13 protein-coding genes are annotated in these 12,521 nt (G+C 44.6%); 7 read left to right on the top strand and 6 right to left on the bottom strand.

From position 1 onward, the window contains the following. The first annotated feature begins 8 nt into the window (after positions 1-8). A complete protein-coding gene (locus CYL31_RS01385) occupies positions 9-824 on the top strand; it encodes an inositol monophosphatase family protein (protein ID WP_212917222.1) in 816 nt (271 codons plus the stop codon). Between the two features lie 74 nt (positions 825-898). Here the strand turns inward: CYL31_RS01385 and CYL31_RS01380 are convergent, their stop codons facing one another. Genes CYL31_RS01380 through CYL31_RS01360 form a run of 5 tightly spaced genes read right to left on the bottom strand, consistent with a single transcriptional unit; the run spans position 899 to position 6,252 of the window. Next, positions 899-1,168, bottom strand: coding sequence for an amphi-Trp domain-containing protein (locus tag CYL31_RS01380; RefSeq protein ID WP_212917221.1), 270 nt, complete (start codon positions 1,166-1,168; stop codon positions 899-901). After that, on the bottom strand, positions 1,165-2,499 hold the full coding sequence (locus tag CYL31_RS01375) for a metallophosphoesterase (protein ID WP_212917220.1): 1,335 nt from the start codon (positions 2,497-2,499) through the stop codon (positions 1,165-1,167). The genes CYL31_RS01380 and CYL31_RS01375 overlap by 4 nt, the downstream gene beginning before the upstream one ends. Positions 2,500-2,550: 51 nt before the next feature. Further along, entirely contained in the window at positions 2,551-3,636 is a 1,086-nt protein-coding gene (locus tag CYL31_RS01370) for an HprK-related kinase B (RefSeq protein WP_212917219.1), read from the bottom strand. Beyond that, positions 3,633-4,574, bottom strand: coding sequence for a GAK system ATP-grasp enzyme (locus CYL31_RS01365; RefSeq protein ID WP_212917218.1), 942 nt, complete (start codon positions 4,572-4,574; stop codon positions 3,633-3,635). The genes CYL31_RS01370 and CYL31_RS01365 overlap by 4 nt, the downstream gene beginning before the upstream one ends. Continuing rightward, complete coding sequence (locus CYL31_RS01360) at positions 4,567-6,252, bottom strand: phosphotransferase (protein WP_212917217.1); 1,686 nt, start codon at positions 6,250-6,252, stop codon at positions 4,567-4,569. The genes CYL31_RS01365 and CYL31_RS01360 overlap by 8 nt, the downstream gene beginning before the upstream one ends. Positions 6,253-6,465: 213 nt before the next feature. Here CYL31_RS01360 and dgt point away from each other — a divergent pair, with 213 nt between their 5' ends. The 6 genes from dgt (at position 6,466) to CYL31_RS01330 (ending at position 11,078) form a co-directional block, all read left to right on the top strand. Next, positions 6,466-7,968, top strand: coding sequence for a dGTPase (gene dgt, locus CYL31_RS01355; RefSeq protein ID WP_212917216.1), 1,503 nt, complete (start codon positions 6,466-6,468; stop codon positions 7,966-7,968). 13 nt (positions 7,969-7,981) lie between these two features. Beyond that, on the top strand, positions 7,982-8,620 hold the full coding sequence (locus CYL31_RS01350; protein ID WP_212917215.1) for a Vat family streptogramin A O-acetyltransferase: 639 nt from the start codon (positions 7,982-7,984) through the stop codon (positions 8,618-8,620). A 29-nt stretch (positions 8,621-8,649) separates the two neighbouring features. Continuing rightward, entirely contained in the window at positions 8,650-9,105 is a 456-nt protein-coding gene (locus CYL31_RS01345; protein WP_212917214.1) for a GNAT family N-acetyltransferase, read from the top strand. A gap of 139 nt (positions 9,106-9,244) precedes the next feature. Beyond that, a complete protein-coding gene (locus CYL31_RS01340) occupies positions 9,245-10,270 on the top strand; it encodes a hypothetical protein (protein WP_212917213.1) in 1,026 nt (341 codons plus the stop codon). Then, positions 10,254-10,622 carry a hypothetical protein gene (locus CYL31_RS01335; RefSeq protein WP_212917212.1) on the top strand — a complete coding sequence of 123 codons (369 nt, stop codon included), beginning with the start codon at positions 10,254-10,256 and terminating at the stop codon, positions 10,620-10,622. The genes CYL31_RS01340 and CYL31_RS01335 overlap by 17 nt, the downstream gene beginning before the upstream one ends. A gap of 54 nt (positions 10,623-10,676) precedes the next feature. Then, positions 10,677-11,078, top strand: a complete 402-nt coding sequence (locus CYL31_RS01330; protein ID WP_212917211.1) for a GFA family protein — start codon at positions 10,677-10,679, stop codon at positions 11,076-11,078. A gap of 46 nt (positions 11,079-11,124) precedes the next feature. On the opposite strand, the gene CYL31_RS01325 is transcribed toward CYL31_RS01330, so the two are convergent. Beyond that, positions 11,125-12,435 carry an NAD(P)/FAD-dependent oxidoreductase gene (locus CYL31_RS01325; RefSeq protein WP_212917210.1) on the bottom strand — a complete coding sequence of 437 codons (1,311 nt, stop codon included), beginning with the start codon at positions 12,433-12,435 and terminating at the stop codon, positions 11,125-11,127. Positions 12,436-12,521 lie beyond the last annotated feature (86 nt).

The raw sequence follows: 12,521 nt of genomic DNA, 5'->3' as shown, positions 1-12,521 counted from the left end.
TAAACCTCATGTTTTTAGCTCATAACCTAATAGATCAAACGGTTCTCGACCGATTTAACCATGCTGAGAAAGTGATCAAAATCGCTGGGACTCAAGCTCTGGAGTATTTTCGTAATCGAGAAAAGTTAATCGTCGAAACCAAAATGGAACCACAAGACGTAGTAAGCATCGCTGACCGTAATGTGGAAGTCACCATTATTGAAGGCTTACAAGAGCACTTCCCGCAAGATGGCTTTCTTGGTGAAGAGCAAGGTATTACCAAAGGTGACAACCAGTATTTGTGGGTCATTGATCCAATTGACGGTACGGCTTGTTTCCTCAATGGCATGCATTCTTGGTGTATTTCGATTGCGCTCATGGTGAACGATAAAATTGCCTGCGGACTAATTTTTGACCCAAACAGTAACGAACTATTTAGCGCCGTGGCTGGCAAAGGCTGCTTTGTAAACGACAAAAAAGTCGCAACATTAGCAGTAAATTCAGTACAAGAAGGCGTGATGGGCTTAGGTACGTCTCACCGAGTTCCAGCATCGCTATGTGTGAACTTCATCGATAAGCTGTTAAACCAAGGTGGCATGTTTATTCGCAACGGTTCTGGCGCACTCATGTTGGCTTACGTGGCGGCTGGTCGTTTGATTGGCTACTACGAACCTCACATCAACTCATGGGATTGTTTAGCAGGACTCATTATGGTGGATGAAGCTGGTGGCGCAACCAATGACTTTTTATCAGGTGAAGGACTGCTAAAGGGCAATCCTATAATCGTGTCCGCAAGCGGAATCAAAGACTCACTGAGACAGATGATTAACCAATTATCAGTTTAAAAATGCGTTTCTTCGAACTTTACCGCCTCACTGCTTAAGCAAATAGGCGGTCTTTTTTTATCCACTAGAAAATATCAAGACAAAATATTTGGCGCTGTTTTATTAAGACGCTTAGGGCGTTTTTCCCAGCGCACTTTTACTTCAAACTGCTGACTATCTTCGTCTTCTGACGCACTAACTTTTAAGCGCATTAGCCCCTTTGGATCGAGAGTTAAGGAACCTTCTTTTTCTTCACTAAATTCCAGTTTACCCTTCGATAAACCTTTCGACAGGGCTTTTAGTACGTCTTGAATATCGTCGGCATCCAATAAGGCTTCATATTTGAATTCTGTTTTCGATTTCATAATACTTGTCCGTAAATTCCTTGTAGTTCGATTGAGGTCATTACTTTTGCGGTTGGGTAATCACAGCTCAACCCAACGATGCCAGTGTCTTTTCCTATCAAGGTCGCGCCGATGCCATGGCCTTTTAAGCCTTCCGCTGTGCGCGAATGGCAGTCCAAGGTGATATCAGCTTCCACATGCACCAGACCTTTTTTGATAGTAATTCGCTGACCTTGCTGACGGTTGATATGACCTTGTACAACCACATGAATACCGGCTTTGTGAATGGCGTTTACGCCGCGCTCAGTTAGCGGAAGATCGGCATCGCGGTATTTTGTGCGAAAGGTATTGGCAATCGAGCTGTAGTAAAAGCTGAATAAATCTCGACGTTTTAAATTGCGATGGAAGGCTTTGTTCGCATATTTAGTGCCGCTTTTCAGCAACATTTGCCCCATGCTGTCGTCCAAGCCAGCATGTAAAAACAAGAAGGAGCCACGCTTAGCGACCAGCTCCATCCTGCGGAAAAACCAATTAAATTCGCCTTTCTTATGCAAAAACAACTGCTGGCATTTCAACGAGGTCGCATACACTTGTCGCAAGCTCAGCCCTGCGGACAGACAATGTTTCTCGAAACTATGATTCTTAGATTCCATTTTACGAACTTCACGGTCGATGCCTTCTGCGGTCAAAAAACCTGCTGCATGAAACGGAAACTCTTTAAACCAATCGTCGCCGGGGAAAAGTAGATCTCGGCATGTGTCTTCATCGGGAATTTTCTTATCCCAATGAGCGTCAGCCAAATATTCGTCGAAAACTTCCCGAAACAGCGGCACGACTTTTTTACCCATGCGTACGAAAAAGTGCTGGTTGCCCACATCCTTTTTGCGCGCCAGTGCCAACAATCCCATCAACAAGCGCAAGTCGTGGTTACCAGCGAGTAAAGTTACTCGTGCTTTTAGCTTATAAAGCTGCTTCACACTACGCAGTAATTTTAAATTACTCGGCCCTTTGTCCAAACAATCTCCACCCACGATGATTTCCGACTGCTTACCTTTTTTCGTCAGGGAAAGATGACCCAAACCCGCTTTTTTCTTACGCTCTGCCACACCAGCGGCTATCAAAGAGTCCTCAAAAGCTACTGCATCTGCATGAGGATCAGAAATAAACACCACGGAACGCTTTGGCCAGCGCAGCTTATTTTTCTTAAATAAAGACGGCGTTTTGTTCGGTTCTAAAACATGACTATTTACCGAGCTTTCATCCCGAGGCCAAGCCGCCCACTCGCTTGGTAAACGAGCGATAATGTCAGCGTGATGAGGACGGTCTGTGACGTTTGGGATGGGGCTTTGCATTGTATTGATTACCTTTTCTGTTAAAAGAGCCATTAATCAGGCGCGTGGCATTTAATCCAACGCAGCGATTAATTCATAAGCACGATCAAAGTCGATCTTGCCGGTGAGTCGATAAACGTCCACGTTCGCCAGTTCACGACAATAGTGCGCCACAGAATCAATGGCGTTCAGATCAGCAAACTCACCGCTCTTATCTTGATAAAACGGCCCAGGGCGTTTGCGTAGTCCTTCGATCACTTCAGGCTGAGAAGACAAATCAACCGGTTCTAATTGCGTCGGCTCAGCGCTGTCTAATGACCAGTCCAGCATGATAAGACGAGATAGATTTCCGGCTAAGCGAACACGGTTTGGGCCGTATTCATCTTCGATTTGTACATCGTATTTTTCTTCCAAAGACCACAGCTCACTTTGCGGCATTTGGCGTAAGGCTTGCTGGCGCGCTTCTGGCAAGATGTGACGTAAACGCTCGGCATGTAACAAGGTACCTGGGTTTACTCGCGGCAGTTTAGCCAAGCCGATGGTTTGCGTACCTTGCTCGGTCTTTTTAAACAGAATGCGATCGTTGGTGAGGAAATCACGCTCAGGATTTTCCAGACAACGCAGCATCAAGGTGGACTTGCCACCGCCCGATCCAGCGGCGATGGCTGTCGCTTCACCATTTACACAAAACGCCGACGCATGGCCCAAGGTGAAACCTTCACGCAAATAATGATTCAAAAATTGGTTGTTAATAAAGTTGATAATTTGCGCCAAGTTAGACGCACAAGAGCCCACAGCAACGGCGTGATCCGGTCGTTGTAAAAACGCCATACCGGTTTTAAATTTTTTAATCCAACGTCCACCAGCCACATCAAGATAGCCTTCTTTACGGCCTTGTTTGCCTTCTTCACGTGGCACATTTAACCAATCTAGCTCATCGCCAACGACGTTTTGCTCCATCACATACAAGTTCAAAGACATTGTCGTGTGGGCCTCGGCCTTCAAATAACTACGATAATAATCGGCAATACCCGCCAACAACATGGCCTCATTGGAATGAACAATTACCGACAGATCGGCAAAATGAAGCCGAATCGTTTCTTCACAATGACTTAATGCTTCGTTTACATGGGGCAAGTTCAATAAGGTTTTAATCATGATGCAATCTCCTTCTTCTGCAATACACCATCTTTTGAAGTATCGTTTTGTAGAACACATTTTTGTAGGACAAAGTCCGCGTAAACACTGGCTGCATCGATATCACAACCCTCTAACGCGCCTTTAAAACCACCAAAAGCCGACACTTCGAACACCACTGGACCTTGATCGGTCAGGGCAATATCTACGGTAGTAAAACTCAGGTCATAACAAGATTGGGCGCGGCGGCCTAATTCAATCAACTCGGCATCAGGCTCAAATTTTTCATACTTGCCACCGCTGTTAATCGTGGTGTTCCAAGAGTCTTTATTGCCGACCCTCGCGTAAGTACAAAGATATTCACCGCCAACAAACACCATGCCCAAATCTCGGCCATCTAATTTCACCGTTTGCTGAATATAATAAATGGACTGACTCTGACGATACTCTTCCAACGCGTTGCGAACAAATTCGTCACTGTCATCTTCGGTCAACATAATCATGCCGCGGGCTTTGGTGGAATAGAGGGGTTTTAATATCGCGGAGCCAAATTTTCGCACTGTAGCAAAAGCTTGTTCTGGGTTCTCTGTGATGCGCGTTTTCGGCATAGGAATGTTGCCTTGCTGCAACGCCAGAGTACCGCTCAAGCGGTTCACCAAGTTACCCACACTTTGAGTTGGGCTAAACAGTTTGACGCCAGCGCGTTCCGCATAAGACAACAGATGAATACGGTCTTCTGTTGCCGGCGCATAGACTTCGCTGATCTTCTTGATGATCAAACCGTCTAGCGTCATCAAATCTAAGTCTTGAAACATCAATTGATTGGTGTCTAAGCGCAACTCAACTTGACTCATATCGATCACAGCACGAAAGCCAGTACGCTCTTCAAGGCGATCCGCCAATACTTCTGTAGACCATTTTCCTGGGATGCCAATGACCCCAATTCTCGGCTTATTCAACGTAAAGCTCCTTAAGCGGTAAGGTAAATGTTTGGGCTTGTTCAGAGGTGCGTTCTTCTGACGACAGCTTTGCTAGACGCTCCAGCAAATAGCGAGCGCGTAAATGCATTCGAGATGCGAGCTTTTTATCAAAAATAAATCGTGTCGAAGTCGCAAAAGAACGGGCAAGCCCCGCCGCAAGACGAACTTCAAACGAGGTATCTTGTTGACGATTGGCAAAGCGTCGACCAAAGCGATACACCTCTTTGGCGCTTTCCATCATGTGCGTCCGCGTCTCACCACTTAATACCTGTAAGCGGTAAATCGAGACCATTAACACCGACAAATCTTGCACATAATCAAAGTAAGACGCGCGATGTAGATCGATAAAATACACGCGTTTTTCCGCATCATCGTAAATCAGATTATCGACGTTAAAATCCCCATGGGTCAGCACGGAAAAAGGCGCTCGCCATTGGGCTTCGTTTACAGCCACGCGACGTACTAACTCATCAAAGCTTAGACTGGTGTAACCACAAATGCGTTCTTCGTCTTTGAAAAATTCAGGATGAACCTTGCGACTGTCGCCAATACGCTTTTGTAATTGCCCCATGAAATTTGCCGTGCAAGATTCCGACGTTAAACTGGCTTTCCACGTTTGATTCAGGGTTTTAAATAAGACTTTCAACGCGGCTTTCGTGCCGACTTGGTCACCATCGAGCAACAAAGCTTCCAAAGTTTTCCCCGGAATATGTTCGATCAATAAAGACGATTGCTCATTGCTGTCATCCTTCTTCCCATTGATTTGAGACGTTCCGGTTTGGGAAAGAACGCTAGGAGCCAATCTGGGATCAATATTGCGCCATTGATTCACGCCAGCCACTTCTTCTTCAATCTTGGCGCGATCGCCTTCTTTGTAAACCGCTAACACCTCTTTGCCAGATTCATCCTTGTGGGTAATCGCCGCAATGGCACTGCCAGAGCGAGTTAGCGCTAGGCGCCTTACTTTTAAATCTCGTAGGTCATAATTTAGGTTGGTCGCACTGTCCAATAAATGAGGGTAATTTTGCAATGTGGCCACTTGACCAAGATCCGCCTTAATCAAGGCTTCTGCCACCACGCCTAATTGCTCTATCAGGCGCTTCACACTGACATTACTTAGAATCGCAGCGCGCAACTGGTCATCGCTCAGGTCGAACTTCGCTTGCAAAGTTAACGCTTGCAGCTCGTTATAGCTCGCCAGCAGCTTATGCGTGCGTCGGCCTAGCTTAATGCCCGTCCGGCGACGATTGTCGCTCACACCAACTTTCACAAGGCGTAAGGCACGTCTGATACGTTTCACCAACTTGCGGCACTCTTGCCCTGTTGGATGTTCATAGGCTTCCTCTAGCGTGCCCTCACGAACACAATCGAAACAATGCTTGGTCAACATCTCAAGGGCGATCACCAAGGCATGCATGCCACTGACTTGAGCATGGAAGGTGGTATTGGCTTTGCGACGTTCTAATAAACGCGCCGTTTCAATGTCGGCTTTTTCCCGCAGCGCTTGCACATAACCACGACGCCCACGAATACTCGACAATAACTCAACAGAACCTGATGTAAAAAAAAGCTCAACGAGATGACAGTGTGTTTCGACCTCATGCAAGAGAAAAGACACACGCTCTTGTAGAGTCGCCACAACTGGGGTTGAAGGCATAACATTTTTCCCTACTACTTTTACCTTTGACTATACAGACAGTAGAAAGCATATAAATGACAGTTCTGTGACAACTCAACACCTGACTGCATGAGAAACAAGCGAACCATCCGCTTCATTGTTTAAAATACCATCACTTAAAACATGACTTGAGGCTAAAAATATCGTTACTATCGAGGGACAAGAAATGCTTTCAGATCAAGGATGTGCTTCATGACCATTAATTTTAGACAAAAAATTCGATCTAACCGCCTTCATAACAGTCACAATTCTAGCGATGATGAACGAGCGGCTTTATGGCACTTTGAAAGTGATCGCGGCCGGATTATCAATTCCGCCGCCATCCGCCGCTTGCAGCAGAAAACCCAAGTATTCCCTTTGGAACGAAACGCCGCTGTGCGTAGTCGTCTCACTCATTCCATGGAAGTTCAACAAGTCGGACGCTTTATCAGTCAAAAAATCTTCAAGATATTGGGAGAGAATCTGCGAGAAGAATACGGATTAGAAGACTTAGAGCGCCAATTTGAATCTATTGTCGAAATGTCTTGTCTGATGCACGATGTCGGAAACCCATCCTTTGGACATTTTGGTGAGGAAGCCATCAAACAATGGTTTCATAATCATATCGACGAACTTACCAAAAGAGAAGATTTGAAAAACGACCTAGACAAGCTAGCGCCTATCAAGACCGACCTTTGTTCCTTTGAAGGCAACGCCCAAGCCTTGCGTATCGTTCATTCACTCCAAACGCTTAACTTAACCTATACGCAAATGTCCGGCATCATGAAATACACTAGACGAGCTGATCAGGACAAACCCAAAGAAGAAAATGACCCACAAAGCTACCTAAAGAAAAAGGTTGGTTTTTATCTCAGTGAAGTGCCGCTCATTCATAAGATAAACACCAACTTAGACATTGCAGAAGGCTGCCGCTCACCCTTTGCTTATATCATGGAAGCGGCTGACGATATTTCTTACTGCATTGCCGACATCGAAGACGCCGTCGAAAAAGACATTCTGAAATTTGATGAACTCCTCGACAAACTAAAAGAAGAGTTTATTGAGCAAAGCAAACGCTACTCAGTGAAAGATACCGAAGAAAACTTAATGGAAGAGCTCATTAAAAAGCCCAAAGAACGCTACGAAATAACTAATATTTTAGGTGATTTTTTCGTGCCTTTTCGTGTCGCTATTAATACTCGCGCAGTTGAACACGCCAGTAATCAGTTTAAAAACAACATTAACACCATATTCAACGGCACATACAATCAGGCCTTAGTAGAGGACAAAAGCACCTGTCATGCTCTATTAGAAACCCTCAAAGCCGTGGCTTTTAAATACGTTTTTTCCGCGAAAGAAGTTCAAAAACAAGAACTGCAAGGCTATCGCATCATTACGGGGTTATTGGACATTTACAAACCACTGTTGACACTGGATAAAGCCACGTTTACCAACATTCTCAACAAAACAGATAAAAAACCCATTTATGAAATACGTTTGTGCAATAAGCTTTCAGGCAAACATCTCGCCGCTTACCAACAAGCCCTTAAAAACCTAACAGACTTTAAAAGCCACTTCACAGGCAATGAACTGGAATTCGTTAGTGACGAGACGTGGGAGTTCTATTTCCGCTGTCGTCTCATTCAAGACTACATCAGCGGCATGACAGACCAATTCGCTTACGACGAATATCGCGCCTTGCATGTAATTGATTAGAAAAAGAGACAATATGAAGGGACCCAATCCAGATAACAAAGAGCCGATGAAAGGCTTCCCACAAGTCGGCTACCTGAAAAATTTCATTACCCGCGACAACATCATCGTTGGTGATTACACCTATTACGATGATCCAGATGGGCCAGAACGTTTTGAAGACAATGTGCTTTATCACTTTGATTTTATTGGCGATAAGCTAATTATCGGTAAGTTTTGCGCCATCGCAAAAGACGTCACATTCATTATGAATGGGGCGAACCATGCTAATGCGGGGTTCTCAACCTATCCGTTTTACATCTTTGGTAATGGTTGGGAAAAAGCGGCGCCAAAGGCAGGAGATTTACCCTACAAAGGCGATACGAATATAGGTAGCGATGTATGGATTGGCTACGACGCCACCATCATGCCAGGCGTGAAAATAGGTAACGGTGCCATCATTGCCAGCAAATCCGTCGTGACATCAGACGTGCCAGCTTACAGCGTGGTCGGTGGCAATCCAGCCAAGATCATCAAATACCGTTTTGACGAGCAAACCATTCAAGCATTACAAGACATTGCTTGGTGGGACTGGAGCGCCGAGAAAATCACCCAACATCTAAACGCCATCGCCGGTGCTGATTTGAATCGGTTACATGCCGCCAAAGACGACTAATCAAGGCAAGTACTAGGAAGATTAATCACATGACCATCAACATCCGCACCATACAAGCAACAGACGCCGCCGCTTGGTCAGCCCTAAGAATCGAGTTTCTACCAGAAATCAAAGATATCAGCCAAGCGGAAGTCGATGCTTTCTTTCATGGAAGCTATCCAAATGTACAAGAGGTGTTGATTGCGCTTGATGATGCCCAAAAGATGATCGGATTTATCGAGCTGAACCTTCGCGACAATGTCCCTGGCAGTAGCCAGCAAACCACGCCTTACATCGAAGCTTGGTTTGTTTCACCAGATTGCCAAGGACAAGGCATTGGCAAAGCTTTAATTCACGCCGCCGAGGAATGGGCCAAACAACAAGGCTTTCAGGAGCTCGGCAGCGACGCCCCGATTACCAACGAGAAAAGCGTCAACCTTCACAAACAGCTTGGCTTTAACGAAATAGAGCGCGTTGTTTGCTTACTAAAACCTTTGAATGGATAAATATCATGATCAAACAAGTCGGTCCAACAGAGATAAAACTCAATCGCTGTCTGCATTAGAAGCCATATGGAAAAACTTTCATTTTCCTCTGGAATAATATTTAATTATGCTACATTTTCTAAGATATGGATTTCAAAAAATGGCAGATTTAATTCTACCCTCCACTCCCATCACCAAAGACAATTACCGTAATTTTTTACAAGCAGACTCACTGGACATCTTCAAAAAGAACAATGGTATTCTTAGCGACTTAATTCCTGGTAATAATATTTATAATTCTTCTAGCCAGTGTTACGCCACAGACCCATCCGAAGCAGACTTAAAGTCACTAAATGCAAAGTCTAACAGTATAATTAAAGTAATGATGGACACTTACGGTGAAGACGTAACAATGGGAATCGCTGAGGTTTTTCGGAATGTTGATATTTCACCCTCTAGTATGATTGGGGTTGCCGGAGGAGTGCAAGGATACGCTGACACAAAAGGTAACATACTGATAGATAAAATGAACGAAGTCAGCAAGCTAATGGAGCAGCATCATCAAATGCTAAGAAATAACATCAACTCTTATTCCATTCGTGCTCGTGAAGCCAATATTCAAAATAAAGTAATCGAGTTGAATAAAAGATTCAGAAACGAAATTGAAAAACATGTTGCTCGAAGAAAACAACAAAAAAAGTCTCATTTCACCAATCCTAACAGAGCCGTAAACTTAGCAAGAGACGGTAAAAATACGACCAGCTTTTATGTAAAAGACCGACAGGATTTTAAGAAATTAGTCAACATGACTCGCTACATTAAAGTGGTAGGTAAAGGACTCATAGCGCTGGATTTTCTTGTTCGTCTCAAAAATGTTTATAACGACTATGATAATGGAAAAGATTATGCACGAACTGCTGTAGGACAATTTGCAAATTGGAGCGTTGGTATAGGCACATCTTATGCTGCCTTCACCGCACTGGGTTACGTTGCTGCTTCCGCTGGTGTTGTTGTAAGTGGCCCCGTTTTGGTATTGGTGCTAGCAGTTGGAGCAGTAGCAACCGTCTTAACAGCAAGCGCAACGGGAAATGCAGCACAATCTGTTGCTGAAAACATTTACGATAGAATCGTGAGCTTTTTTTCTAATGCAGATGAGGGTGCCGAAATAGATGCTTACACTTACTGATATTCAATTTGTTGTCATTGGTTTAGTGATGTTCTCAGCATTTTTTCTTTACTTGATTTGTGTTCTGGCTTATTGGCTAAAAGTCGTGCGTAAAATTGATAATATTCTAGCAAGTCACGGTAACCCTCCCGAGAACTTCGATATTTTTTGGGGGCGAACAATGCTTTACATGCATGGAACATTTTGGCCAAAGCATTTTGTTAAATCAGGCAGGAAAGAAAAACTCTTTGACCCATTTTTATTTATAGGCAGTGTCACTTATTTTGATAAATTTTTGATGGTATCTCAATGGGTATTTCTCATTCTATTTTTCACTCTTCTTAGTTTTTTTAGTATTTTTGTAGAGATCTAAGAAAAACTACGATTAAACTCTCTCCCCATAAGTTGCTTCCGAAGACAATAGAAAATGATCAAACAAGTCGGTCCAACAAAAATAAAACTCAAACACAAAGGCAGTTGTCATTGTGGTGCTGTTGAATTGGAATTAACCCTGCCTAACGGCATCGAAAATCCAAGGCGCTGCGATTGCTCTATTTGTCGTCGTAAAGGTGCCATCGTAGGTTCTGTCACGCTAGATAACCTTCGAATAGTTAAAGGCCATGATGTGTTAAAGCTTTATCAATTCAACACCAACACAGCCAAGCATTTTTTCTGTTCAAACTGTGGCATTTATACTCATCATCAACGTCGATCAAACCCAACCCAATATGGCTACAACATAGGTTGTCTTGAAGGTGTTAATCCTTATGATCTTGGCGATGTGGTGACAAACGATGGCGTTAATCATCCGGCTGATCGTAAGCCATAAAACCTCAGCGAATTGCTGAGGTTTTGATAAGTTTTTACATCTAGTGTTACCAGCCTCGACGATCCGCAAAGTCGTGCCATTTCATAATCATCGGCAAGAACCAAGGTGTTCCAGTGTACAAAGAACGCGTTTTGAAGGGAAAGCCATCAAATGAGGTTTTGCCTTCCACTTGGTTAAGCACTTGTTGAGCGATTTTACGACCAAAGTAATTGGCACGACCAACACCAGAACCACAGTAACCCATGGCGTAGTGCATGTCGTCCATCTTGCCAATGTGTGGCACATGGTCAAAGGTGTAGGCGACATAACCTGACCAAGCGTAATCGATTTTTGCCTCTTCCAGCTGAGGAAAAGTACGAATCATGAAGTCTTGTAGGTATTTCGAATACAGCTGTGGCTGGTCGCCGCGGCCAAACGCTCGACCGCCAAACAAGATGCGTTTGCCATCTGGCGAAGGTCGATAATAGGCAACCAAACGCTCGGTGCCGCCGTGGGCGCGTAATTTCGGGCTCACGGAACGAATCACAGATTCAGGTAATTCTTCGGTGGCAATCATCGCAGAACGAATAGGAATGATGCGGCGTTTGAATTTATCAAACTCGCCACCTGTGTAGCCATTGGTCGCGATAATCACTTGATCAGCATCGATAACACCGCCATCGTACTGAACCTTGTAGCTAGCGCCCTGTTTACTGACATCACGCACCTTGGTGTGTTCTAGCATTAACACACCTGATTGCTGAGCAATTTGGCAAAGCCCACGATGTAGCTTGGCGGGCTGTAACGTACCATCGGTCGGATAAATCACACCACCGTGATACGCGTTAGAACCTACTTCTTCGAATTGATCCTGACGGCTCACGGCAATAGCGGGGAAATCCACGACTTTCGCTAGCTCTTCCGCTTGCTCGATCAACCCAGCGTAATGGCTAGGATGACTCGCGCCACGGAAGCGGCCACACAAGGACAGGTCACAATCGATTTGCTCTTCCTTGATAAAATCCACCAGCCAATTAAAGGCTACTAAGCTTTCACGAATCGTCTCATGAACATTGTCACGACCATACTGGCGTTCGAGTCCATCGACGCCTAATTTGCTGAAGCTTGGCCCAAGCAAACCGCCATTTCGACAGCTCGCGCCTTCGCCTAAATGCCCAGCTTCTAGTAGAACCACTTTGAGTCCCGCTCGCGCCAAGGTAATGGCTGCAGAGATGCCAGTAAAGCCGCCACCGACAATAACAGCATCGGCTTTTTGTGGGATTTCAAAGCGTGCGTTTGCGTGGATTTTGCTCGCCAAAGACGTATCTGCCAGCCAAAAAGGCATGTTGGTATACGTCGATATATTTTTTGCCAACATATCGATTTCATTCCATAAAATAAGGGTAATTGCGTATTTAACTTAAACCACATAAACGATGTCGCGAGCGAAGTTAAGACGAGGCA

Source organism: Marinomonas sp. A3A, from assembly GCF_018336955.1.
Classification (GTDB): Bacteria; Pseudomonadota; Gammaproteobacteria; order Pseudomonadales; family Marinomonadaceae; genus Marinomonas; species Marinomonas lutimaris.
This window is presented reverse-complemented; position numbering and strand designations above follow the sequence as displayed.

Bases quoted from the DNA above. Each gene is read 5' to 3' on its own strand.
- CYL31_RS01385 (WP_212917222.1), top strand. From the start codon at position 9: ATGTTTTTAGCTCATAACCTAATAGATCAAACGGTTCTCGACCGATTT.
- CYL31_RS01380 (WP_212917221.1), bottom strand. From the start codon at position 1,168: ATGAAATCGAAAACAGAATTCAAATATGAAGCCTTATTGGATGCCGAC.
- CYL31_RS01375 (WP_212917220.1), bottom strand. From the start codon at position 2,499: ATGCAAAGCCCCATCCCAAACGTCACAGACCGTCCTCATCACGCTGAC.
- CYL31_RS01370 (WP_212917219.1), bottom strand. From the start codon at position 3,636: ATGATTAAAACCTTATTGAACTTGCCCCATGTAAACGAAGCATTAAGT.
- CYL31_RS01360 (WP_212917217.1), bottom strand. From the start codon at position 6,252: ATGCCTTCAACCCCAGTTGTGGCGACTCTACAAGAGCGTGTGTCTTTT.
- dgt (WP_212917216.1), top strand. From the start codon at position 6,466: ATGACCATTAATTTTAGACAAAAAATTCGATCTAACCGCCTTCATAAC.
- CYL31_RS01350 (WP_212917215.1), top strand. From the start codon at position 7,982: ATGAAGGGACCCAATCCAGATAACAAAGAGCCGATGAAAGGCTTCCCA.
- CYL31_RS01345 (WP_212917214.1), top strand. From the start codon at position 8,650: ATGACCATCAACATCCGCACCATACAAGCAACAGACGCCGCCGCTTGG.
- CYL31_RS01340 (WP_212917213.1), top strand. From the start codon at position 9,245: ATGGCAGATTTAATTCTACCCTCCACTCCCATCACCAAAGACAATTAC.
- CYL31_RS01335 (WP_212917212.1), top strand. From the start codon at position 10,254: ATGCTTACACTTACTGATATTCAATTTGTTGTCATTGGTTTAGTGATG.
- CYL31_RS01330 (WP_212917211.1), top strand. From the start codon at position 10,677: ATGATCAAACAAGTCGGTCCAACAAAAATAAAACTCAAACACAAAGGC.
- CYL31_RS01325 (WP_212917210.1), bottom strand. From the start codon at position 12,435: ATGTTGGCAAAAAATATATCGACGTATACCAACATGCCTTTTTGGCTG.